This is a genomic window from Streptomyces sp. A0642, from assembly GCF_004795105.1.
Classification (GTDB): Bacteria; Actinomycetota; Actinomycetes; order Streptomycetales; family Streptomycetaceae; genus Streptomyces.
Map to the genome: position 1 here is coordinate 731,893 of NZ_SSBL01000002.1, position 22,994 is coordinate 754,886.

General features: G+C 71.6%; 18 protein-coding genes. 8 read left to right on the forward strand and 10 right to left on the reverse strand.

The window, feature by feature from the left end; translation table 11 throughout:
* Nucleotides 1-118: 118 nt before the first annotated feature.
* Complete coding sequence (locus E6R60_RS06965) at nt 119-2,518, reverse strand: immune inhibitor A domain-containing protein (RefSeq protein ID WP_206309327.1); 2,400 nt, start codon at nt 2,516-2,518, stop codon at nt 119-121.
* Nucleotides 2,519-2,888: 370 nt separating this feature from the next.
* Here E6R60_RS06965 and E6R60_RS06970 point away from each other — a divergent pair, with 370 nt between their 5' ends.
* Nucleotides 2,889-3,221 (forward strand): hypothetical protein, encoded by a 333-nt coding sequence (locus tag E6R60_RS06970; protein ID WP_136325503.1) that lies wholly within the window; start codon nt 2,889-2,891, stop codon nt 3,219-3,221.
* A gap of 42 nt (nt 3,222-3,263) precedes the next feature.
* Here the strand turns inward: E6R60_RS06970 and E6R60_RS06975 are convergent, their stop codons facing one another.
* Both E6R60_RS06975 and E6R60_RS06980 read right to left on the reverse strand, forming a co-directional pair.
* Nucleotides 3,264-3,920 carry an RDD family protein gene (locus tag E6R60_RS06975; RefSeq protein WP_136325504.1) on the reverse strand — a complete coding sequence of 219 codons (657 nt, stop codon included), beginning with the start codon at nt 3,918-3,920 and terminating at the stop codon, nt 3,264-3,266.
* A 136-nt stretch (nt 3,921-4,056) separates the two neighbouring features.
* The gene (locus E6R60_RS06980; RefSeq protein ID WP_136325505.1) at nt 4,057-5,613 is read right to left on the reverse strand and encodes an RDD family protein; all 1,557 of its coding nucleotides are present in this window, start codon (nt 5,611-5,613) and stop codon (nt 4,057-4,059) included.
* A gap of 244 nt (nt 5,614-5,857) precedes the next feature.
* Between E6R60_RS06980 and E6R60_RS06985 the strand changes: the two genes are divergently transcribed.
* Nucleotides 5,858-6,334: an SsgA family sporulation/cell division regulator gene (locus E6R60_RS06985; RefSeq protein WP_136325506.1), complete on the forward strand. Its 477-nt coding sequence runs from the start codon at nt 5,858-5,860 to the stop codon at nt 6,332-6,334.
* A 79-nt stretch (nt 6,335-6,413) separates the two neighbouring features.
* On the opposite strand, the gene E6R60_RS06990 is transcribed toward E6R60_RS06985, so the two are convergent.
* On the reverse strand, nt 6,414-7,781 hold the full coding sequence (locus tag E6R60_RS06990; protein WP_136325507.1) for an FAD-linked oxidase C-terminal domain-containing protein: 1,368 nt from the start codon (nt 7,779-7,781) through the stop codon (nt 6,414-6,416).
* Between the two features lie 97 nt (nt 7,782-7,878).
* Here E6R60_RS06990 and E6R60_RS06995 point away from each other — a divergent pair, with 97 nt between their 5' ends.
* Nucleotides 7,879-9,636 (forward strand): tetratricopeptide repeat protein, encoded by a 1,758-nt coding sequence (locus tag E6R60_RS06995; protein WP_136325508.1) that lies wholly within the window; start codon nt 7,879-7,881, stop codon nt 9,634-9,636.
* Nucleotides 9,637-9,706: 70 nt separating this feature from the next.
* Here the strand turns inward: E6R60_RS06995 and hppD are convergent, their stop codons facing one another.
* A complete protein-coding gene (hppD, locus tag E6R60_RS07000; RefSeq protein WP_206309333.1) occupies nt 9,707-10,786 on the reverse strand; it encodes a 4-hydroxyphenylpyruvate dioxygenase in 1,080 nt (359 codons plus the stop codon).
* A gap of 247 nt (nt 10,787-11,033) precedes the next feature.
* Between hppD and E6R60_RS07005 the strand changes: the two genes are divergently transcribed.
* From E6R60_RS07005 to E6R60_RS07020, 4 genes are all read left to right on the forward strand, one after another.
* Nucleotides 11,034-11,507 carry an Lrp/AsnC family transcriptional regulator gene (locus E6R60_RS07005; protein WP_136325510.1) on the forward strand — a complete coding sequence of 158 codons (474 nt, stop codon included), beginning with the start codon at nt 11,034-11,036 and terminating at the stop codon, nt 11,505-11,507.
* A gap of 87 nt (nt 11,508-11,594) precedes the next feature.
* Nucleotides 11,595-12,203: a helix-turn-helix domain-containing protein gene (locus E6R60_RS07010; protein WP_136325511.1), complete on the forward strand. Its 609-nt coding sequence runs from the start codon at nt 11,595-11,597 to the stop codon at nt 12,201-12,203.
* A gap of 14 nt (nt 12,204-12,217) precedes the next feature.
* Nucleotides 12,218-12,421, forward strand: a complete 204-nt coding sequence (locus tag E6R60_RS07015) for a hypothetical protein (protein ID WP_136325512.1) — start codon at nt 12,218-12,220, stop codon at nt 12,419-12,421.
* Nucleotides 12,422-12,423: 2 nt separating this feature from the next.
* Nucleotides 12,424-13,779 (forward strand): MFS transporter, encoded by a 1,356-nt coding sequence (locus E6R60_RS07020; RefSeq protein ID WP_136325513.1) that lies wholly within the window; start codon nt 12,424-12,426, stop codon nt 13,777-13,779.
* Here E6R60_RS07020 and E6R60_RS07025 read toward each other — a convergent pair.
* The 4 genes from E6R60_RS07025 to E6R60_RS07040 form a co-directional block, all read right to left on the reverse strand.
* Complete coding sequence (locus E6R60_RS07025; RefSeq protein ID WP_136325514.1) at nt 13,709-14,491, reverse strand: S16 family serine protease; 783 nt, start codon at nt 14,489-14,491, stop codon at nt 13,709-13,711. The genes E6R60_RS07020 and E6R60_RS07025 overlap by 71 nt on opposite strands.
* 781 nt (nt 14,492-15,272) lie before the next feature.
* The gene (locus E6R60_RS07030; protein WP_024489166.1) at nt 15,273-15,914 is read right to left on the reverse strand and encodes a helix-turn-helix domain-containing protein; all 642 of its coding nucleotides are present in this window, start codon (nt 15,912-15,914) and stop codon (nt 15,273-15,275) included.
* Nucleotides 15,915-16,250: 336 nt separating this feature from the next.
* Entirely contained in the window at nt 16,251-18,263 is a 2,013-nt protein-coding gene (locus E6R60_RS07035; RefSeq protein WP_136325515.1) for a hypothetical protein, read from the reverse strand.
* Between the two features lie 136 nt (nt 18,264-18,399).
* On the reverse strand, nt 18,400-20,019 hold the full coding sequence (locus E6R60_RS07040) for a hypothetical protein (RefSeq protein WP_136325516.1): 1,620 nt from the start codon (nt 20,017-20,019) through the stop codon (nt 18,400-18,402).
* A gap of 306 nt (nt 20,020-20,325) precedes the next feature.
* On the opposite strand from E6R60_RS07040, the gene E6R60_RS07045 reads away from it, so the two are divergent.
* Nucleotides 20,326-20,877 (forward strand): hypothetical protein, encoded by a 552-nt coding sequence (locus E6R60_RS07045; protein ID WP_136325517.1) that lies wholly within the window; start codon nt 20,326-20,328, stop codon nt 20,875-20,877.
* 86 nt (nt 20,878-20,963) lie between these two features.
* Here E6R60_RS07045 and E6R60_RS07050 read toward each other — a convergent pair whose 3' ends face one another.
* Complete coding sequence (locus E6R60_RS07050; protein ID WP_136325518.1) at nt 20,964-22,745, reverse strand: DEAD/DEAH box helicase; 1,782 nt, start codon at nt 22,743-22,745, stop codon at nt 20,964-20,966.
* Nucleotides 22,746-22,994 lie beyond the last annotated feature (249 nt).

Here is a 22,994-nt window from a genome sequence, read left to right on the forward strand (position 1 = left end):
GCGCTCCCCCGTGAGACGTAGTGTCAATAAGAGACGAACAACAGGCACCTAAACACGATCGGCCGCCGCCCGCTAGAGGGCGACGGCCGATCATGGTTTGACCTGCGGTTTTACCGGACTACTTGTGCGAGGGAGCCACTCGGACGGTCACCGTGGAGCCGCTGAGCGGCTCGTTGATGATCGAGATCCGGGTGTTGGTGTCAGTAACCTTCACACTTCCGGTCTTGTTCTCCGCGTACCAGTAGGTGCCCTTGTGGTCGTCGAAGACCGGAACGCCGAGCTGCGGCTTGATCTTCGTGGCCACGTCACCGTTGTGCAGCGTGAAGCCGTCGGTGGGGTACCAGCTGAACGGAGCGTCGAAGGGCTGGATCTTGTTGCGGATGACCGAGCCGTCCGACCACTTCAGCGGCTTGGCGTGGGCGTCGATCGGCAGGATCAGGCCCTGACCCGGGTGGGCCGAGACGTTGTTGTCCTTCTGCGACTCGTCCCACAGCCAGATGAGCAGGCCGTTCTGGTACGGGTAGTGCTCGACCCAGTCCGGACGGGAGTTGAGGAACCCGAAGTTGTACGGGCCGACCTTGAGGGTCTGGTCGTACGAGACGTACTGGCGGTTCTCCGCGAGGTAGTGCTGCGCGTAGTCCTTGGTGAAGGACGAGCCCACCCGGGAGAAGCCCTTGACGGTCCAGCCGTTGTCGTCGCCCTCGGCGTTGTCCGTGAAGAGCGCGGCGCCGTCGGCGTTGACCGCGATGGTGTCGGCGGCGAAGCCGACGCCGCCCGCGCCGCCGTCGGTGGCGTAGCGGAAGCGGATGTCGATCTTCTTGCCGGCGTAGGCGTCCAGCGAGTACGAGAGCTTCTTGTACTGGCCGGAGACGTCGGTCAGGGCCGGCTTGTCGCTGGCGTCGCGCGGGATCGCCTTGCCGTCGGCGGTGCCGTCGATCGCGGTCCAGCTCGTGCCGCCGTTGTCCGACACCTCGGTGTAGAGGTAGTCGTAGTCCTTCTCGATGTCCCACCAGCCCGAGAGGTCCAGGGACGCCTTGGACTTGCCGGTCAGGTCGACCGAGCGCGACAGGGTGTTGTTGAGGTTGTCACCCATGTCGCTCCACCACTGCTTGGCGCCCTCGGCGGGCGTCGTGACGGCGGTGGTGACGGCCTTGTCGGGCAGCTCGACGAGGAGCGCCTGCTTGTTGCTGGTGTTGTACTCGGAGACACCCAGCTTGTGGGTGGACTTCGTCGCGGCCTTGGCCGTGTCGTAGTCCAGCCAGCCCAGCTGGAGCTTGTCCCAGGCGGTCATGTCGCCGGGCAGGTCACCGATGCTGTTCTTGCCGGTGCCGAGCCAGGAACCGGCCGACATCAGCGACCAGAAGCCGACCGAGTTCTCGGCGGTGTTGGTCGTGTCGTACAGGTCCGGGAGGCCGAGGTCGTGGCCGTACTCGTGGGCGAAGACGCCCAGGCCGCCGTTCTCGGGCTGCGCGGTGTAGTCGCCGACCCAGATGCCGGTGTCACCGATCTGGGTGCCGCCGGCCTTGTTGTCGGCCGGGCCGGTCGCGCCGGCGTTGGTGCCGTAGGCGTACCAGCGGTGCGCCCAGATGGCGTTCTCGCCCTCGGCGCCGCCACCCGCGGACTCGTCCTCGCCGGCATGCACGATCTGGAAGTGATCGATGTAGCCGTCGGGCTCGTTGAAGTCGCCGTCACCGTCGAAGTCGTAACGGTCCCACTGGTCGTACTGAGCGAGGTCCGTCTTGATCTGCTCGGGCGTACGGCCCTTGGCCTTCTGGTCGGCGGCCCAGGCGTTCACGCCGTCCTTGATCATGTCCCAGGCGTTGGCGCAGTTGGACGAGCCGCAGTAGTTCGAGCCGTAGCGGGCCTCGTTGTAGGGGACCTTGACCCAGTCGGAGACCTCGCCCTCGACCGAGTAGCGCCCGGAGGACGTCTTCTCGTAGTACGTCTTGAGCGAGTTCTTGCCGGCGCCCTCGCCGAAGTACAGGTCCTGGAAGTGGGCCTGGTTGTAATCGGCCTGCCAGGCGGTGCTGTTGTCCTTCGCGGGGTCCGGCTTGGCTATCTTGTTGTGCGCCGGTCCCGGCGTGCCGCCGTACTTCTTGACGGCGGGCTTGGGGCCCGCGCCGTCCGGGTCGTACATGGTCGTGTTGTCGACCTGGGCGCCGAACTCCACCAGGACGGTGAAGATCTTGTCGGTCTTCTGACGCTGCACCTCGACGAACTTGTTGTCGTCGAGCTTGACGACCTGGGAGCCGTTGCGCGTCGTCGCCTTCTTCTCGCCGGATATGACCTGTTCGAGGGCGGCCTGACGCTGTGCGTCCTGCTGCTTGCTGAACGGACCTTCCAGGTTGTGCGCGTCGCCCTTCGCCGACCCCGGGTCCCGGCGGTCCACGGCGGAGGCGGCGGTACCTGACGCCTGGTCATCTGCCTGAGCGGTGGCGAAGGCGGATGCGGTGGCGGCGGTCGCAGCCATGGCCACGACAATCGCCCCGGTGCGAAGCGCCCGTCTTTTAATGATCACGTGATGCAGTCCTCCCCGGCGTTCGCGGCTACGGCCTTGGAGGTGTGAACGGGCCGCGCGCGGATACGCGTCACAAGTGACGACATTCGATCGGAGTTACGGAAGAAAAGCCAGACCTTGACTTGAACAGGCCAAGTGCACTATGCAGGAGCGCGTTTCCGCTATCCGGACGACCGCTCCGTGCCCGACCGGCGCGTCGAACGCCCCTATCGGCGCGCGGCATGACTCCGTGCGCCCCCCGTGCACCGGTACTGTGGGTTAGGTTACGCTTACTACCCGTTCCGCTCGGGCATTCACCGTCGTAGAGTCACTTGACAGCGAGACCGTGTTGAGAGACTGCCCATCCGACGTCCCGAGGACGGATACCGCCATGCCGCGTCCCAGTGCTGCACAGCTCTCCTACGGTTCGGTGACCGTCGTCTTCTCGACCCTCGCGATGCTGCTGCTGTCCCGAACCGAATCGGGCCTCGGCATCGCCGTCATCGGCACGGCCGCGCTCGCGCTCGGTCTGCTGGTGGCCGTCACCGTTCCGCTGCCCGCGCGCAGGAAGACGGCGAAATCGGGGGCCGCCGTGTCCGCACGCCGTGCCACCGCCCCCGCCGCTGCCGGAACCGAGGGCCGCGCCCTCGACCCCGTACAGAGCAGGATCCCGGCCGCCCGCGCCGCGTCGGAGCGGGTCGGCGAACACTCGCTCCGGCACTGACCTCGACGGGCGGGAGGGTGCCGACGCCCTCCCGGCCGTCCGTCAGTTGGTGACCACGACCACCGTCTTGGCGGCCTTGTCCTGGAGTCCCTGCTTGTAGGGCTTGTCCGTGAACATCAGCACGATGTTGATGAGCCACCACAGGCACGGGCAGCACAGCAGCGCGGGCACCCACAGCACCACGGCCCGCAGGAACGCGCTGCCGGTGTCCGGCACCCTGCCGTCGTTGAGCATCGCGACGCGCAGCTTCAGCAGCCGCTTGCCCAGGGTGCGGCCGTCCTTGTGCGTGAAGTACGTGTCGTACGCGACGTAGATCACCAGGGCGAGCAGCGACCACAGCAGCTGATGCCCGCTGTAGGTCTGGGCGAAGACGTCACCGACGTCGTCGTCGTTGTTGCTGTCCGACATGACCGCGCCGCCCCAGGGCAGCGAGATCAGGTACAGCGGGATCGAGATGATCAGGAAGTCGATCAGCCTTGCCAGGATCCGCTTGCCGGGCTCGGCGAGCGGCGGCATGCCCGCCAGCGGATCCGCCCCGCCGTACGGACCGCCGCCGTACGGACCGGGATCGTACGGCGGCGGGGGCGGCGCACTGCCGTAGGGCGAGCCCGAAGACGGCGGCGGCTGGGAGCCGGGCGGCTTCTTGGAGAACGGGTCGTCCTCGGGGGGCTGACCGGGCGTCGGCTGATCGTTGCTCATGGGGGCAGTGCACCGCGCCGCAGGGGCGCCCGCAACGGCTCAGGTGCGTTCGGGGGAACGGGATCCGTCCTACGGCCCTCACCCGAAGAGCCGTCAGCCGTGCGGGTCGCGCACCCGCCCGCTCGCCCGTCCTTCCTCAGCCGGCGACGAAGGTGCGGGCCGCCTTGTCGTGCCAGCACTGGCGCCAGGGCCGGTCGACCAGGCACCAGAGGACGTTGACCACACCGATCACCACGAGACCCAGCACCCCGTAGACCAGCCAGCGGCGCACGGCGGCCCCGAAGCCGGGCGTGTCGTGCGACTCGATGTCCCGGACGTCGAGGCCGCAGAGCTTCTTGCCGAGCGTACGGCCCCACTTCGCGGTCGGCAGCGCCTCCAGGAGGACGCCCAGCAGCAGGAAGACAGCGAGGACCGCGCCGCCCAGAGAGGCCGTGGTGGAGTCCAGCAGCCAGACCGTGACCGTCTCCCCCGACAGTCTGGCCGCGTCGATCTTCTCGTTGATGTGGTCCGTCGCCTTGGCCGCGAGCGGCACGGCGACGGCGCCGACGAGGGCGCCGAGCACCACCGTGTCGATGAGGCGGGCGGCGAACCGCTTGCCGAGCGCCGCCGGGCGGGCCGACGTCCTGGCCGCCGCGAGCTGCTGGAAGTGGTCGTCGACCGGGGGCTTCCAGGGCACGACGGGCTGGTCGGGCTGCTGGGACTGCTGGGGGAAGGCGGGGCGTTGCTGCTGCGCGGGCGCCTGGGGCTGCGGCCGGGCGGCCGGTTCGGGCCGGGCCAGCTGATGGACCTGCTGCGCCCAGGAGGCGGAGCCGCCGCCCGGGCCGGGCGTGAGCGGGCTGTTGAGCTCGGCGGGGGCGGGGGCCTGCGGGGCGGACGGCCGGGCGGCGTGCGGGGCGGCGGGCGCGGAGGACTGCGGCGCGGCCGGAGCGGTGCCGGGGGTGATCGCACGGATCGTCATCGTGCCGTCGGACGAGGGCTGCTGGGCCTCGCTCGGGCGGGACGCCTGGCCGCCGGGGCCGATGGCGCGGATGGTGACGGTGCCGTCGGAGGGCGGGGGCGGCGTGTCGCCCGAACGGCCGGGGCTGTCGGAGCCGCCGGAGCGGTCGGAGCGCCCTGTTCGCCCTGCGCGGTCGACCCGGATGGCGACGGTGTGTTCGGGGGCCTGCCCGCCGCCGTCCCGCATCCCCGGCAGGGCGCCGCGGGTCGGGTCGGCGGGGACGGGGCTGCGCGGGTCGGTGGCGGCGCGGTCGGCCGGGGCGGTGTCGGGGGAACCGGCCGCGGGCGTCCGCGGATCGGTTCCGGCGGGTCCGCCCTGCGGTTCGGGCTGCCCGTCCTCGGGCCCCCCGCCCCAGGAGACCCGCCGGTCGCGCTCGCCGCCGAAGCCGGTCTGCCGGGAGGCGTCGGCCTGCCAGGCGGTGGCGGGTTCAGGGCGGTTGCCCTCGTACGGCTCCTCGTCGAAGAACATCGGGCCGGTCTCGTCCACGGCGGCGGGGCCGGGTGCGGGGGCGTGCGGTGCGGCCTCCTCTCCCGCGGGCTCGGCGGGCAGGGGATCGCCCTGCTGCGGGGCGGGCCGGCTGGTGCCGGGCACCCACGAGGCCCCGTTCCAGTACCGGACGTATCCGGGAATGGACGGGTCGGGGTAGTACCCCTGGCGGGGTCGGTCGTCACCGGGTGCCGGGGTTGGGGCGCTCATCACCGTGGTCCCGTATCTCTTCGAGGCGTTGGACCGGCCGGCAAGGGGGAACGGCCGGTCCTCATACAAGGGTCCACATCTACCAGACACCCGCCCGTCACCGGGCGGGTCCTGGGGTTTGGGCCCCTTTCCGGTCACGCCGAAATATTTTTCCCGAAGTCGCGTAATGGATGGCGGGGAGGGCGCTCTCTCCCTGTGCGGGCGGTCGTGGGACCGGCCCACAGGTATCGAAAGGACGCACCTCATGGACACCGTCGTGGAACGAGAGCTGGAGCTCAAGCTCGTCCTGTCGCCGGAGCGCAGCATCCCTGTGCCCGCCCGGCTCTCCTACCGGACCGAGGACCCGTACGCCGTGCACATCGCGTTCCACATCAGCTCCGACGCCCCCGTGCACTGGACGTTCGCGCGCGATCTGCTGGTCGAGGGGGTGTTCCGGCCGTGCGGGCACGGGGACGTGCGGATCTGGCCCACCAAGGTCGAGGGGCGCAGCGTGATCTGTGTGGCGCTGACCTCGCCCGACGGCAACGCCCTGCTGGAGGTGCCGTCCGCTGCGGTCGCCGCGTGGGTGGAGCGGACGCTGCGGATCGTCGCGCCGGGCACGGAGTCCGAGCGGCTCGGCCTCGACGAGGCGCTGGCCGAGCTGCTCACGCCGCTGCCGGCCGACGACCTGTGGATGAGCGACCCGTGGCCGTCGGACGAGTCGCAGGACGGAGAGGGTTGAGAGGGCGGCGCGGCCGGGCGCGCGGGCCGGGCGCCGGGGCGCGGACGGGGAGGGCCGGGGCGGGCCCGGGGCCGGGGTGTCAGAAGACCTTGCCGGGGTTGAGGAGGCCCAGCGGGTCGAAGGCCTGCTTGATGCCCCGGTGGAGTTCCACGCCCACTTCGCCGAGTTCCCGGGCCAGCCACTCCTTCTTGAGGACGCCGACGCCGTGTTCGCCGGTGATCGTGCCGCCGAGCCGGAGGCCGAGCGCCATGATCTCGTCGAAGGACTCGCGGGCGCGCCGGGACTCGTCCGCGTCGGTGTGGTCGAAGCAGACGACGGGGTGGGTGTTGCCGTCGCCGGCGTGGGCGCAGACCCCGATGGTGAGGTCGTACTTCTCGGCGACGGCCGCCGTGCCTTCGAGCATGGCCCCGAGCTGTGAGCGGGGTACGCAGACGTCGTCGATCATGGTGGCCGACTTGACGGTCTCCAGTGCGGGGAGCGACATCCGCCGGGCCTGGAGCAGCAGGTCGGATTCGGCGGCGTCCTCGGCGGGGACGACTTCGGTGGCTCCGGCGGCGGTGCAGAGTCCGGCGACGGCGGCGAGGTCGGCGGCCGGGTCGGGGGTGTCGAAGGCGGCGAGCAGGAGCGCCTCCGTGGAGTCGGGAAGGCCCATGTTCGCCATCGCGTTGACGGCGCGGACGGTTGTCCGGTCCATCAGTTCGAGGAGTGACGGCGTGTGGCCGCGTTCCATGATGCGGCAGACGGCGTCGCAGGCGCTCGCGGCGCTGGGGAACTCGGCGGCGAGTACGAGCTGGCGCGGGGGCCGGGGCTTGAGCGCGAGCACGGCTTTGACGACGATGCCGAGGCTGCCTTCGGAGCCGACGAAGAGGCGGGTGAGGTCGTATCCGGCGACGCCCTTGGCGGTGCGGCGGCCGGTGGTGAGCAGGCGTCCGTCGGCGAGGACGACGTCGAGGCCCAGAACGTATTCGGCGGTGACCCCGTACTTGACGCAGCACAGGCCGCCGGACGCGGTGCCGATGTTGCCGCCGATGGTGCACGTTTCCCAGCTGGAGGGGTCCGGCGGGTAGTACAGCCCGTACTCGTTGACCGCCCGGGACAGGACGGCGTTGACGACGCCCGGTTCCACCACGGCGATGCGGTCGACGGGACTGATCTCCAGGATCCGGTCCATCTTCACCAGGGAGAGCACGATGCAGCCGTCCGAGGCGTTGGCCGCGCCGGACAGGCCCGTGCGGGCGCCCTGGGGGACGACCGGGACGCGCAGCGCGGTGGCGGTCCGCATGATGTGCTGCACCTGCTCGACGGTGCGGGGCAGCGTGACGACGGCGGGGGCGCCCGCGTCGCAGAAGCTGGCCATGTCGTTGGCGTAGGAGGCGGTGATGTCCGGATCGGTGATCAGGGCCTCGGCCGGCAGGCCCGCGCGCAGGAGTGCGAGAAGATCGTCCATGATCCCAGACTGGCACCCGGGCCCATTGGTGTGAACCCGTGGGCGGCGGCGTTCGCAAGGCGCAGTGTGATCTTCGTACTGACGCAGAGTGATCGGCATGGACGACACGTCACGGCAGACCCCGCCGGCCCCCGGGCCGGACCATGACCTCGATGCTCCCCGCGCACCCCACGAGTCCCCGCCCGGCCTCGCGTCCCTGGCCGAGCCACCGCCCGCCACGCTCCGCACCTCCCTGCGCAGAGCCGCGTTCGGTGTGGTGGCGGGGGCGGTGCTGGTGACGGGTGCGGTGGTCGCGGTGCCCGACGACGACCAGGACGCGGCACCACCCCTGCCGGGCCCGGTCTCGCGGGCGATGAGCGCGACGGCCGCGGGCTCCCCCGTCTCGCTCCCCGATCTGACGGCGCTGATCGGGGACCGGCAGAAGTGGGTGGGCACGCATCCGTCGGACGCGCGGTCGTGGGCGGTGCTCGGGTCGGCGTACGTGGAGCGGGGGCGGCGGGCCTCCGACGCGGCGTACTACACCCGCGCCGAGCAGGCGCTGAAGCGGTCCCTGAACGTGCGGCCCGGTGAGCGCGGGAACGAGGCGGCCTGGGTGGGTCTCGCCTCGCTCGCCAACGCCCGGCACGACTACGCGTCGGCGAAGAAGTGGGGCGAGACGGTCCGGGCCCGGCAGCCCGGGCAGTGGGCCGTGTACCCGGAGCTGATCGACGCGTACAACGGCCTGGGCGACTACAAGTCGGCGACCAAGGCGGTGGAGAAGTACGCGGCGCTGCGCTCCGGTGTGCCGTCGCTGGGGCTGACCGCGGAGATGTACCGGGACCGCGGGTGGCGTGAGGACGCGCTGGCCACCGCGCAGGACGCCGCGAACCGGGCGAAGACCCCGGCGGAGAAGGCCGCCTGTCTGTCCAGGCTGGGCGAGCTGGCCTGGGAGCGGGGTGAGCCGGAGGAGGCCGTGGCCCAGTACGGGGCCGCGCTGCGCACCGACCCCGCCCATCACCCGTCCCTCGCCGGCCGGGCGCGTGCGCTGGCGGCCCTCGGGCGCACGGACGAGGCCCAGCGCGACTACCAGGCGGCGCTGAAGAAGTCTCCGGACCCGGCCTACCTGCTGGAGCTGGGTGAGCTGTACGAGTCGCTCGGCCTGGACGGCGACTCGGCGGGCCAGTACACGAAGCTGCGCGAGGCCCTGGCCCGCGAGAAGGCGCGGGGCGTGGACGAGTCCCTGCTCCTGGGCCGCTTCGAGGCCGCTCACGGCGACGCGGCCGCGGCGGTGGAACTGCTGCGGGCGGAGTGGGACCGCGGCCACCACAGCGCGGCGGTGGCCGATGCGCTGGGCTGGGCGCTGCACCGCTCCGGCGATCCGGACGCGGCGCTCGAGTACGCCGAGCGGGCGGTCGACTCCGGTGGGCAGAACGCCTCGTTCGCGTACCACCTCGGCATGGTCCAGCGAGCGCTGAAGGACTTCGGTCCGGCCCGCCGCCATCTGGAGGAGGCGCTGCGCACCAACCCGCAGTTCTCGCCGTTGGACGCGCCGCGGGCCCGGGAGGCGCTGGACGCGCTGGGGCAGCCCCCGGCGGGCGGTCCGCAGGACATGCGGCCGGCCGCGCCCCCCGCCCCGGAACCCTCGCAGGAGCCGTCACCGGGGGCCGGTCCCGAGGCCGGACCGGAGGCCGGTCCCGAGGCGCCCGACGCCCCGGCCGGGGAGCCCGCGCCGGCTCCCGGTGAGGCCGCGGGCCCGGCCCCGGCGGCCGGTCCGCCGGGGAAGCGGGCGAAGGCGGAAGCGCCGAAGGCCGTCGCGAACGCCGCCGCGCGCACCCCGGCGAAGCCGTCGGCCCCGCAGTCGCCGGCGGCCCGCTGACGCCCCGTACCCGCACGGCGGAACGGGCGGGCCGGATGTCCGGCCCGCCCGTTCCGTGCCCTCTTGCGGATCAGAGGTTGCCGCGCTTCTCCTGCTCGCGCTCGATCGCCTCGAAGAGGGCCTTGAAGTTGCCCTTGCCGAAGCCCATCGAGCCGTGTCGCTCGATCATCTCGAAGAAGACGGTCGGCCGGTCCTGGACCGGCTTGGTGAAGATCTGCAGCAGGTAGCCGTCCTCGTCGCGGTCGACGAGGATCTTCAGCTCGCGGAGGGTCTCCACGGGCACCCGGGTCTCACCGGCCCACTCGCCCAGGGTGTCGTAGTACGAGTCCGGGGTGTCGAGGAACTGGACGCCGGCCGCACGCATCGCCTTCACGGAGGCGACGATGTCGTTGGTGGCGAGCGCGATGTGCTGGACGCCGGCGCCGCCGTAGAACTCCAGGTACTCGTCGATCTGCGACTTCTTCTTGGCGACGGCCGGCTCGTTGATCGGGAACTTGACCTTGAGCGTGCCGTCGGCGACGACCTTGGACATGAGCGCGGAGTACTCGGTGGCGATGTCGTCGCCCACGAACTCCTTCATGTTGGTGAAGCCCATGACCTTGTTGTAGAAGCCCACCCACTCGTTCATCCGGCCGAGTTCGACGTTGCCGACGCAGTGGTCGACGGCCTGGAAGGTGCGCTTGGCCGGCGGCTCGACGATCGGGTCGGCGGCGGCGAAGCCGGGGAGGTAGGGGCCGTCGTAACCGGAACGCTCGACGAGGGTGTGGCGGGTCTTGCCGTACGTGGCGATGGCGGCCAGGACGACCGTGCCGTGCTCGTCCTTGACCTCGTGCGGCTCGGTGAGACCGAGGGCGCCGTGCTCGACGGCATAGGCGTACGCGGCCCGGGCGTCGGGGACCTCGATGGCGAGGTCGACGACGCCGTCGCCGTGCTCGGCCACGTGTGCGGCGAGGAAGCGGCCGTGGTCCGTGGACGCCTTGATGACGGAGGTGAACACGAAGCGGGCGGAGCCGTTGGTCAGGACGTAACTGGCGGTTTCGCGGCTGCCGTTCTCCGGTCCGGAGTAGGCGACCAGCTTCATGCCGAAGGCCGTCGAGTAGTAGTGCGCGGCCTGCTTGGCGTTGCCGACGGCGAAGACGACGGCGTCCATGCCCTTGACCGGGAAGGGATCGGCCCGCCGCTCCGCTTCGCTCCGCCTCGGCTCTTCATCTGTTCCTTGGCCGCCGAGCCCCGTGCCGGGGGTGCTGTGCATCGTCTCAGTCATGTCCGAAGGTTCCCGCCGCTTCGCAAGGTGCGCAACAGTTCGCGAAATCGCTGGGCAATGTGCCCACCACCTCGCGAGGATGAGCGGGCTATCTGTACATGATGACCATCACAGCGCCCCTCGGAGGCCGGCCGTGGCAATCGATCACCTGGACGGGCGGCTCATCGTGCTGCTGGCACGCGAGCCCCGGATCGGCGTCCTGGAGGCATCGCGCCGGCTGGGCGTGGCACGCGGGACGGTGCAGGCGCGCCTCGACCGCCTTCAGTCGAACGGCGTCATCCGCGGCTTCGGTCCGGACGTGGACCCGGCGGCCCTCGGCTATCCGGTGACCGCCTTCGCGACGCTGGAGATCAAACAGGGCCAGGGCGCCGACGTCCGGGCCCACCTGGGCGGCGTACCGGAGGTACTGGAGCTGCACACGACCACCGGGCACGGCGACATGCTCTGCCGGCTGGTGGCCCGTTCCAACGCCGATCTCCAGCGGGTGATCGACCGCGTCGTCGGATTCGACGGCATCGTCCGGGCCTCCACGGCCATCGTCATGGAGAACCCCGTCCCCCTGCGCATCATCCCGCTCGTCGAACAGGCGGCGCGGGACACCGTCTGAGCCGGGACTTCCGCGAGCACCCCGAGTTGCAAAGAAAGCTTGCAAAGACCCGTTGCAAAGCTCCCTTTGCATCTCTATGGTTGGGGCATGCCAACGACGGAGCCCGACGACCGGGCCGGAACCACCGAGAACCCCAAGGTCCTCAGCATCGACGCCCGCACCCTGCGCGGACTCGCCCACCCCCTGCGCATCAGGCTGCTCAACGCCCTGCGGGAGTTCGGGCCCGCGACCGCGTCAGGCCTCGCCGACCGCCTCGGCGAGTCCAGCGGCGCGACCAGCTACCACCTGCGCCAGCTCGCCACGTACGGGTTCGTCGAGGACGACCCGGCGCGCGGCAAGGGGCGCGAGCGCTGGTGGCGGGCCGTACACGCCGGCGCCGCCTTCGGCCCCGAGTTCATGAACGACCCCGACCCCGAGGTCCGCGGCGCCATGGGGCTCGTCCTCCACGAGGTCGCGACGGTGCACGGGCAGGAGCTGAGCACCTGGCTCGGCACGATGCACGAGTGGCCCCAGGAGTGGTACGCGGCCTCGGACCTCAGCGACTTCAAGGTGCGGCTCACCCCGGAACTCGCCACGGAGCTGTCCGACAAGATCCACGCCCTGGTCAACAGCTACCGCGGCCGCGTCCCCGAGGACACCGAGGGCTCCGCCGTCGTCCGCACCCATCTGCACATCTTCCCGCGCCCCACCGACTGAAGGGACCACCAGCCATGCATCCCGAGACGCACCTTCAGCTCCACCGCATCCGCTCCGCCGAACTGCACGCCCAGGCAGACGAGTTCCGGTCGGCACGGCACTGCACCACCCCGCACAAGGACCTGCGGACCCGGCTGGGCTGGACCATGGTCGAACTGGGCCTGCGCGTGATACCCGCCCACGCCGCCCTGCCGGTGCGCGCGCCCCGGACGGCGTAGGCGTGGGCGGGGGGACGAACACCAAGCCGGGGCGACTGCCGCTGATCGCGGTGCTCGCCGCCAACTCCATCTCGACAGCGGGCACTTCACTCACCCTGATCGGCGTCCCGTGGTTCGTCCTCGAAACCACCGGGAGCGCGGGCCGGGCCGGACTCGTCGCCTTCTGCGCGACCCTGCCGATCGTGCTCGCCGCCCTGATCGGCGGCCCCGTCATCGACCGGGCAGGCCGGCGGCGGGTCTCCGTCGTCTCCGACACGGTGTGCGGACTCGCCGTCGCCGCCGTCCCGTTGCTGTACTACGCCAACGCCCTCGCCTTCTGGATGCTCTGCGCCCTGATGGCCCTCAACGGGCTCTTCCACACCCCGGGCAACACCGCGCGCTACGTCCTCGTGCCCGACCTGGCCGAGCACGCGGGCACCACGCTCGCCCGTGCCGCGAGCCTCTTCGACGCGGTGTCGCGCGGGGCCCGGATGACCGGGGCGGCGCTGGCCGGCGTACTGATCGCGCTGGTCGGCGCGGAGACCGTGCTACTGCTGGACGCGGCGACGTTCCTGGTCTCAGCCGCGCTGATCGCGGCGGGGGTACGGGGCGTGCGCGCGGCCGAGCCGCTGAAGACCGCCGCGCCCGTCTCGCTGCGCACCTACCGGCGTGAACTGCGCGAGGGCTACGCCTACTTGTTCGGCAGCCGGCTGCTGCTGGGCATCGTGGTGATGGTCCTGTTCATGAACGGCACCGACCAGGGATGGAACGCCGTCCTCCTCCCGGTGCACGCCTCGGCCGAACTGGGCGGGGCGCGTGATCTCGGCCTGCTCACCGCGCTGTTCGGGGCGGGCGGACTGACCGGGGCCCTGCTGTACGGGGCGGTGGGGCACCGGTGCTCGCGGCGAGCCGTGTTCGCCGTGTGCGTCGTGCTGTGCGGGGCGCCGCGGTTCCTGGTCGCCGCCCTTACCGGTACGACCCTTCCCCTCGCCGCGACGATGGCGCTGAGCGGGATCGCCGGCGGCGTCCTGAACCCGATCCTGACGACGGTGATCTACGGCAGCGTGCCCGACGCGCTTCGCAGCCGGGTCTCCGGCGCGATCACCGCGGGCTGCGAGCTGGCCATGCCGGTGGGCGGCCTGGCGGCCGGCCTGCTGGTGGAGAGCGCGGGCGCGTCGGGGGCGCTGCTGGCGATGGGAGCGGTCTACCTGATCGCGACCCTGGGCCCGGTGGTGTTCCCGGCCTGGCGGGCGATGGACGACCCGCCGGCCGGTGAGCCCGACGGTCGTGTGGCGGACCCGGCCGGTGTCAGCAGCCCGGGATCTTCCCCCCGTGGTCCAGCGCCCGCAGCGAGTCCACCGCGCCCTTCAGAGTCGTGACGGGGATCAGGCGAAGACCCTTCGGAAGCTCGGACTTCGCCTCCTTGCACTCCGCCTTCGGTACGAGGAAGACACTCGCCCCGTCCCGGCGGGCGGCCTGGGTCTTGAGCGAGACGCCCCCGACCGCGCCGACCTCCCCGTCCGCCTCGATGGTGCCCGTGCCGGCGATCGTGCGGCCGCCGGTCAGGTCGCCGCCCGAGCCGTCGCCGTCGAGCTTGTCGACGATGCCGAGCGCGAAGAACAGGCCGGCGCTGGGGCCGCCCACGTCGGCGAGGTGCAGGGTCACGTCGACCGAACCGGGCTTCTTGCCGAGGTAGTGGAGTGCGGCGTCGACCGCGGAGTCCTGCGACTTCGCCATGTCGTCGAGGTTGTGCTTCTCGATCTCCTTCTCGGAGCCGCCGGAGGGGTACACGGAATCCCGCGGCATGACCGCCCGGTCCGTACGGAACCAGCTGTCGATCACGTCACCGAGCCCCACGTCGGCGGTGGGCGCGGTGGCCACGATCGTCGTCATCCGCAGCTGCCCCTTGGTGGGGCGGGTGGGAGTGCCCTGGATGCTGATCACAGGGGTGCCGTCGTCGTCGCCGAGCACGTTCGCCGTCGTCCCCGGCTGCGCCAGCGTGAACGGCAGCGGCGCGAAGGCGGCTGCGCCGAAGAGGGCGAGAACGGGGAGGGCGCAGAGGGCGAGGGTGCGGGAGCGACGTGTGAGCACCGCCCCAATCTAACGGGCCGCCCCGCCGCAGCCCCCTCCAGCCCGCCCGGCGACCCTCGCGGGGGCGGGTCCCCTTGCGCGGTGCGGGTCCCCTTGCGGGGTGCGGGTGCTCCGCGGTGCTCCGTGCTCCGGCGCGCCGGTTCCGTCCTCAAGCGCCGGACGGGCTGTGGTGGTGCGGGTGCGTCGTGTTGTGCGGGGTGCGCCCATGTCCGGTGGGTGGGGGTGGGGGCCCTCCGGGGAGACTCCTCAGAAATGGCATGTGCGGGCGGGTGGGAAAACGACCCGAGTCGTACGCCATTTCCTGCGGGGACTCCCCTGCACGCCCCCACCCGGCCTCGGTCGCGTGTGCACACCGGCGAGACGACTGCCGCAGACGCAAGACGGGCAGGGTTCGGGGGCGTGCAGGGGAGTCCCCGCAGGACGACGAACATCGACCCGGATGCGGCTGCGTACCCGCCGAACGTTCGTCGTTCGAGGAGACGCCCCGGAGGGACCCCGAACCCCCACCCACCGGGGTACCGCGCCTCCGCAACGCGGAGCACCCGCACCCTTCAAGCCCGTCCGGCGCTTGAGGACGGAACCCTCCGCGCCGGAAAAGGGCAACCAAAGCAAAGTGCCGCACCCCGCAGGGGCCCCGCACACCCCAAGCCCGTCCGGCGCTTGAGGACGGAACCCCGCGCCCCGGAAAAGGGCAACCAAAACAAAGCGCCCCGCCCCCCGCAAGGGGCCCGCCCCGGACAAGGGCAACCACGACAACGCGCCGCCCCCCGCGAGGGGGTCGCTAGCGAAGGGCGTCCGCGACCTCTCGGGCCGCGTCCACCACCCGCGGCCCCACCCGTTCCGGGACCGCGTCCGCGAGCATCACCACGCCGACGCTGCCCTCGACCCCCGTCACCCCCATCAGCGCGGCCGCGGCCCCGCTCGCCCCCGCTTCCAGTTCTCCGTGGGTGAGCGTGAACGCCGTCTCGCCCACCGGCTTCTGGCGGGCGGCGAGGATCGCCCGGCCCGCGGCGCCCCGGTCCAGCGGGTGGCGGAAGCCGGCCCGGTAGGCCACGTGGTAGTCCGTCCAGGTGGGCTCGACGACCGCGACCGCCAGCGCGTCCGTGCCGTCGACCAGCGTGAGGTGGGCAGTGGCCCCGATGTCCTCGGCCAGGGAACGCAGCGCGGGCAGCGCGGCCTCCCGGACGAGCGGGTGCACCTGGCGGCCCAGGCGCAGGACGCCCAGGCCGACTCGTGCCCGGCCACCCAAGTCACGGCGGATCAGGGTGTGTTGTTCCAGGGTGGCGAGCAGACGGTAGACCACGGTGCGGTTGACGCCGAGTTTGTTGGACAACTCGGTGACCGTCAGGCCGTGGTCGGTGTCGGCGAGCAGCTTGAGGACACGCAGTCCCCGGTCGAGCGTCTGGGAGGTCTCCGCGGTCACGACGCCCTCTCCTCTTCGGTGAGCGGCGGCGGCTGTTCCCACGGATTGTGCGCCACCGGTCCCAGCGGCGACGCACGGAGAGGCCGCCGGCCTGGCCAAGGCACCGGCTGCGCTCCGCGGCGGCGCTGCCACGGGGCGTTCACGTTTTTGGGACAGTAGCGAGCCAGTCCGCTCAGCGGAAGACCTCGTCCAGAATCCGGGCGTTCACGAAGGCACGCCCGGGCCTCGCTCGCATAAGCGCCGGTCAGCGGGGCGTCGACCGGAGGGCGCGCATCTACGCGCGTCCTCGTCGGCCGACTCCCCCGCGACGCTCCGTACACCGGACGTGAACCGGCGTTAACTCACTGTGAACAATTGCTGGACGGTTTTTCCGTTGACGAGTACCTCGCAGGCCCGGATCGCCCTCGTGGCCGGGTCCCGGACGGTGAAGTTGAGGGCGAAGGTGCCGTCGAGTCCGATGACCCGGGTGACGTAGGAGTCGGAGGTCTGCTTCCCGTCGGCGGTGCGTCCGGTGACGGAGACCGTGGCGACGGGTGCGAAGCCCCGGCCGGTCACCTGGACCACCGTGCCGGGCGGTCCCTCGGGCGGCGAGAGCGCGAAGGAGGCGCCGGCCGGGGCGGTGCCGTCCTGGACGGTGAACGCGGCCGTCTCCGTACGCGGGTTGACGAGGACCTCGCGGACGCGGAGGGCGACGGTGTCGGCCGCGTTGACGGTGAACGTCTGCGAGAACGCACCGTCGAGGCCGACCACCTTGGTGCGCACCGGGTCGGAGGTCTGCGAGCCGTTCGCCCGCAGCCCGACGATCGACACCGTCGCGACCTTGGCGAAGCCCTGGCCGAGCACGGTGACCGCGGTCCCCTTCGGCCCGGCGGCCGGGGTGAGGACGAGGAAGGTCGGGGCGACGGTCAGCTGGGTCAGGGCCTGCGAGCCGCCCGCCGTGACCTGGAGGGCGTAGACGCCGCGAGGGGTGGAGGCGGCGGCGGTGACCGTACCGGTCAGGGTGCCGTCGGCGGCGATCCGCAGGGTCGAGCCGCTGATCCGGGCCGCGTCGCAGCCGCTGCCGTCCGCCGCGCACAGCGCGGCGGCAGGGGTGACGCCGGAGGGCCAGCCGCCGCCGGAGATGCCGATCGTCCCGCCGGGCTTGACCTTGGCCGCGCCCGCGGAGAGCGTCGCCGTGGCCTCGGTCACCGTGAACGGCGCGGTGAGCAGGGTCGCGGGGTCGTTGGCCTCGTCGACCTGGATCGCGGCGATCGCCGGGTCCGAGACGGTGAAGTCCACGGCGAACGTGCCGTCCGGGCGGCTCTTCACGTAGACGGCCGTGTCGTCGAGCGTCGTTCCGCTCGCGTCGAGGCCGACGGTGTTGATCCACCGGTCCTGCTGGTAGTCGCTGCCGGTGACGGTGATGACGCTGCCGACCGGTCCGCTGCCGCGGGACAGCGCGATCGCGCGGGGCCCGTCGGGGACGAACGCCCGGACGGTCAGGGGTGCGGTGGCCTCCTTCGTACCGTCGCCGACCTTCAGGAGGTACGAGCCGTCCGGCACCGTGCCCGCCGGGGCGAGCACGGCGCTGCCGGTCAGCTGGCCCGAACCGTTGATCGCGAGGGAACTGCTCGCGAACTTCCCGGCGTCGCAGCCGCCGCCGTCCGCCGCGCACAGCGAAGGCACGGGGGTGGCTCCCACGGTCCAGCGGCTGCCGGACAGGGCGAGGGAGGTGGAGGGCCGGGCCGGTGTGGTGGGGGCGATGAGGGTGGCCGGCTGACCGGCGCTGCCCTCCGCCGCCACGGTGCCGATGGAGCCTCCGCCCGCGGTGACCGCGCAGGCCGTCTCGTACGTGGAACCGAGCACCTTCGTGCGGGTGAGGTTGCGCAGCGGGGTGAAGGTGATCGGGCCGCTCGCGTTTGCGGGGAGGAGGAAGTCCCCTTCGTAGGGCGGGATTTCGATCGGCTTCCCGGACGGGATGTCGAGGCTGACCTCGGGGCCGGTGACGGTGACCGTGCCGGTGGCGCCGCCGGACATGGCGAGGTCGACGCTCGGGGTGGTGGGCACGTCGTTGAGGGTGAGTCCGCTGGTGGCGGGGGACGGGCCGAGCGCCACCTTGGCATGGACCTTGCCACCCGGGTCGACGACGTCGGGCGTGAGTTCGATGCTGAACTGCTGCGGCCCGGTCGCCTCACCCTGCCCGGCGGGCAGGGTGCAGTGGACGGTGGGGGTGACGGTGCCGGCGTGGGCGAGGGGTGCGAGCGCGACGGCTCCTCCGGTCCAGGCGAGCACGGCTCCGGCGCCGAGGGCGACGGCGCGGCGCCACACGGGGCGGCCCGGTCTTCCGGTGGGTCTGCGATGCGCGAACATGCGGCTCCTCCATGGGAATCGGAATGCGACTGATCCGAATACGGAATGGGCAACGCCCGCCTGTTCCCTTTCCGTACGGAACAGACGGGCGTCGTCGGCGCTTTCCCTGACGGCCCTTTACAGCCGGGCCCGGGGTTTACAGCAGGGTCAGGGTCAGGGTGGCGCTGTAATCTCCGGGCCGGGTGAACTCGGGAACGGTGAGGGCGAGATCCGCGTCGGCGTCGAACTTCCCGCCGGTGAACGGACGTGATCCGTCCGGGTCCACCCGGCAGAGGCTCGCCGCCTCGATCCCGAGCGCCGTGGGCGCTCCGGCCACCGGGGTCCCCACGCTGCCGGCCTGCGCCGAGCAGGACGGTGTCCAGCGCACGGCGTGGGCCGGGATGACGGACCCGTCGGCGCTCGTGAAACCGGTGAGGGTGGCGGTCAGGGACCAGCCGCTGTTGACGCCGCGGGCGTCCTCGACCTCCACTCCGTTGAGCCGCGCGGTCTGCGCCACGCCGCCGGAGCCCAGGACCGTGGTGCCGAAGTCGACGGTGTCGCCCTCCTGGGTCATGGACAGCGTGCCCGCCCTGACCTGGGTGCCCAGCCGCTGCTCGGCGGTGCCGCCACCTCCGCCGCCGCCGGTGGTGACGGTGAACGGGGCGGTCCGCACGGTCGCCGGGTCGTTGCCCTCGTCGGCCTGGACGGCGGCGACGGCGTCGGAGATGACGGTGAACTCGACGGCGAAGGTGCCGTCCGCGGCGCTCTTCACGTAGACCGCGCTGTCGTCGAGCGTGGTGCCCGCGGCGTCGAGGCCGACGACGTTGATCCACCGGTCCGGGTTGTAGTTGCGGCCACTGACGGTGATCACGCTGCCGACCGGTCCGCTGGCCGCCGACAGCTCTATCTCCCGGTTGCCGGCCGCGACCGCCTCGACGGTCAGGGGGGCGGTGGCCTCCTTCGTGCCGTCGTTGACCTTCACCTCGTAGCGGCCGTCGGGTACGGCTCCGGCCTCGCCGAGGGTCGCGGTGCCGGTGAGCGTGCCGTAGGAGTCGATCCTCAGGGTGTGGGCGGTGAACTTCAGCGGATCGCAGCCCCCGCCGCCCACCGCGCACAGCGACGGCACGGCGGCGGCGTCGGGGGTCCATCCCGAACCGCCCAGCTTCACCTCGGTGTGGGGGCGCACCGGGGCGGCGGGGGCGGTCAGGGTGGCGGGCTCGGAAGCGGAGCCCTCCGCGGTGACCGTGCCGACCGGACCGCCGCCCCCGACGACGTCGCAGGGCGTCTCGAAGACCGATCCGAGCACCTTGGTCTGCGTCAGCGTACGGACCGGAGCCAGCGAGATCTCGCCCGAGGCGTCCGCCGGGACCAGGAAGTCGCCCTCGTAGGCCGGGATCTCGATGGGCACTCCGGCCGGGATGTCCATGACGAGCTCGGCGCCCCGCACGGTGACGGTGCCGGTGGCCCCGCCGGTCATCGCCAGGTCCAGGCTGGGGATGGTGGGCACGTCGTCCAGGGCGAGGCCGCTGGTGGCCGGGGACGGGCCCAGCGTCACCCTGGCGTGCACCTTGCCGCCCGGCTCGACGACGGCCGGCGACAGTTCGACGGTCATCTCCTGCGGCCCCGTCGCCTCGCCCTGGCCCGCGGGCAGGACGCAGTGCACGGTCGGGGTGACGGTCCCGGCCGTGGCCCTCGGCACGGCGGGCGGGGACGGTGCGGCCGTCGCCCCGACGCAGCCCAGTGACAGTACGAAACAGGCCGCGAGCAGACCGGTCACACCGGGTCTTCGTCGTCGGATCACCTGACACCCTTTCATGGACCATTGATTGCGCACATTGAGGAGCTCACGTCCACAGAAGTCAAGAGAAGGCCGTTTGATCCTTTTCGGGAAATGCCCCGCAGGGATTGCGGAAGAGGTTTTTCGCCTCTCTGTTGACTTCTTCGAAGATCACCGTTTCACTGCACCCGACATGCCGGGCCCGGCACGCAGATCCGCACGTCCAGCGAATGCACCGAGCGCAGCCAGACGGTGCGGCAAAACGTCGGATCCGCGGAATTCACACCGGAAGGAGTTCCACCCGTCATGTCGATCTCTTCCACCCGCACGTCCGGACGAAGACGTCTGCCGCTGATCCTGGCGGCGGGATGTTCGACCGCCGGACTGCTCGCCCTCACCGCCCCGACGGCCTCCGCGGTGACCCCGCTCGTCGCAACGGCCACCTACAACTGCGGCTCCTGGGGCAGTGGTCTCGCCACCCTGACCGCCGCCGACAACGGCACGACCAAGACCATCAAGATCACCTCGTCGGCGATCACGATGCCGGTCGGCACGAGTGCCGACCCGAACAGCATCACCACGACGCTCAAGCTCACCAAGACCGTGGGCGGCGTCACCAGTCAGGTCCAGTTCTCCGCCAAGACCAACCCGGGTATGAGCGGCGGCAATCCGATCACCCTCGGCCCGCTGAAGCTCACCTCGGGCACGCTCGCGGCGGGCAACAGCACCAACTCCGTGGTGCTGCCCACTCCCCCGAGCTCCACCAACTGGTCACTGCAGATCGTGGCCTCGTCCCCGACGTCCGCCACCGTGCCGTGCGTGGCGACGTCCGTCCAGTCCGCTTCGCACGTCTGGTAGCGGCCCGCGCATGACGCCGGCCCGGGGCGGGGACGGATGTCCCTGCCCCGGGCCGGTGCGCCGCGCCGGTGTACGCCCGGGTCCGCTCAGGTCATGCGGGTGGCCCACTCCTGGACCTTCTTGATCCGCTGCTCGATCTGTCCGGCCGTGGCCTCCGCGCTCGGCGGCCCGCCGCACACCCGGCGCAGCTCGGTGTGGATGACGCCGTGCGGCTTGCCGCTCTGGTGGGTGTAGGCGGACACCATGGTGTTCAGCTGCTTGCGCAGCCCCAGCAGCTGCTTGTGCGTGACCACCGGCCGGTCCTCGGCCGGCTTCTCCAGCAGGTCCGCCTCCGAGGCCGGCTTCTGCCTGCTGTGCGCGATCTGCCGGGTCTGCCGCTTCTGGAGCAGCAGCTGGACCTGGTCGGGCTCCAGCAGACCCGGGATGCCGAGGTAGTCCTGCTCCTCCTCGCTGCCCGGGTGGGCCTGCATGCCGAACTCGGCTCCGTCGTACAGCACCCGGTCGAAGACCGCGTCGGACTCCAGCGCCTCGAAGGGCAGCTGCTCCTCGGTCTCCTCGTCCTCCAGCTTCTCGGCGTCGGAGAGGAGCTTGTCCTCCTCGGCGAACGGGTTCTCCTCGTCGCTGCCCTTCTTGGGCTTGTCGAGGACGTGGTCCCGTTCGACCTCCATCTCGTTGGCGAAGTCGAGGAGCATCGGGATGGTGGGGACGAAGACGGACGCGGTCTCGCCGCGCCTGCGGGAGCGCACGAAGCGGCCGACGGCCTGGGCGAAGAAGAGCGGCGTCGAGATGGTGGTGGCGTACACGCCGACGGCCAGGCGCGGCACGTCGACACCCTCCGACACCATCCGGACGGCGACCATCCAGCGTGATCCGTCCTCGGTGAACGTGTCGATCTTCTTCGACGCGGCCTTCTCGTCGGAGAGGACGACGGTGGGCTTCTCGCCGGTCACCTTCTTGAGGATCTTGGCGTACTCGCGCGCCGACTCCTGATCGGTGGCGATCACGAGTCCGCCCGCGTCGGGGATGCCCTTGCGGACCTCGGTGAGGCGCTTGTCGGCGGCGCTCAGGACGTTGGGGATCCAGTCGCCGGTGGGCGACAGCGCGGTGCGCCAGGCCTGCCCGATGGCGTCCTTGGTCATGGGCTCGCCGAGCCGGGCGGCGATCTCGTCACCGGCCTTGGTGCGCCAGCGCATGTTGCCGCTGTAGCTGAGGAAGATCACGGGCCGGACGACGCCGTCGGCCAGCGCGTTGCCGTAGCCGTAGGTGTAGTCGGCCGAGGAGCGCCGGATGCCGTCGTTGCCCTCCTCGTACGCCACGAAGGGGATCGGGTTGGTGTCCGAGCGGAACGGCGTGCCGGTGAGGGCGAGCCGCCGGGTCGCCGGGTCGAACGCCTCCTGGCACGCCTCGCCCCAGGATTTCGAGTCGCCGGCGTGGTGGATCTCGTCGAGGATGACCAGCGTCTTGCGCTGCTCGCACCGGTTGCGGTGCAGCATCGGGCGGACGCCGACGCCCGCGTACGTGACCGCGACCCCGTGGTACTCCTTGCTCACGGGGCCCGCGCTGTACTCGGGATCGAGCTTGATTCCTATCCGGGCGGCCGCCTCCGCCCACTGCTTCTTCAGGTGCTCGGTGGGCGCGACGACGGTGATCTGCTGCACGACGTGGTGGTGGAGCAGCCATGAGGCGAGGGTCAGCGCGAAGGTCGTCTTCCCGGCGCCGGGGGTCGCGACCGCGAGGAAGTCGCGCGGCTGCTCCTGGATGTACCTCTCGAGGGCGCCCTGCTGCCAGGCTCGCAGCTTCCCGGCCGTGCCCCAGGGGGCGCGGCCGGGAAAGGCGGGTGAGAGGTGGTGGGAGGCGGTAGTAGTCACGGTCTCCGGTTCGGGTCTCTCGGGTACGTGGGGTGCCGCGCGGACCGGGACGGGCCCGCACGCGATACGACAACCGGGCCACCCTACCGGGGGGCGGGGTGCGATCCGCCTCGGACTGCGCCGCCCCGTCCGTAAGTGCGACGGCTCTCACACCGCGTCGACGACCCGTTCCCGCGGCCCGTGGGCGACGCCCCCGCCTCGCCCCTCCCGCCCGGGGCAACGGCGATGACCAGGCGTTCCGCCGCATCG

Excerpts from the sequence above, each read along its gene's own strand:
- E6R60_RS06970 (WP_136325503.1), top strand. The coding sequence starts at position 2,889 with ATGCCGCGTCCCAGTGCTGCACAGCTCTCCTACGGTTCGGTGACCGTC.
- E6R60_RS06975 (WP_136325504.1), bottom strand. The coding sequence starts at position 3,920 with ATGAGCAACGATCAGCCGACGCCCGGTCAGCCCCCCGAGGACGACCCG.
- E6R60_RS06980 (WP_136325505.1), bottom strand. The coding sequence starts at position 5,613 with ATGAGCGCCCCAACCCCGGCACCCGGTGACGACCGACCCCGCCAGGGG.
- E6R60_RS06985 (WP_136325506.1), top strand. The coding sequence starts at position 5,858 with ATGGACACCGTCGTGGAACGAGAGCTGGAGCTCAAGCTCGTCCTGTCG.
- E6R60_RS06990 (WP_136325507.1), bottom strand. The coding sequence starts at position 7,781 with ATGGACGATCTTCTCGCACTCCTGCGCGCGGGCCTGCCGGCCGAGGCC.
- E6R60_RS06995 (WP_136325508.1), top strand. The coding sequence starts at position 7,879 with ATGGACGACACGTCACGGCAGACCCCGCCGGCCCCCGGGCCGGACCAT.
- hppD (WP_206309333.1), bottom strand. The coding sequence starts at position 10,786 with ATGGACGCCGTCGTCTTCGCCGTCGGCAACGCCAAGCAGGCCGCGCAC.
- E6R60_RS07010 (WP_136325511.1), top strand. The coding sequence starts at position 11,595 with ATGCCAACGACGGAGCCCGACGACCGGGCCGGAACCACCGAGAACCCC.
- E6R60_RS07015 (WP_136325512.1), top strand. The coding sequence starts at position 12,218 with ATGCATCCCGAGACGCACCTTCAGCTCCACCGCATCCGCTCCGCCGAA.
- E6R60_RS07035 (WP_136325515.1), bottom strand. The coding sequence starts at position 18,263 with ATGTTCGCGCATCGCAGACCCACCGGAAGACCGGGCCGCCCCGTGTGG.
- E6R60_RS07045 (WP_136325517.1), top strand. The coding sequence starts at position 20,326 with ATGTCGATCTCTTCCACCCGCACGTCCGGACGAAGACGTCTGCCGCTG.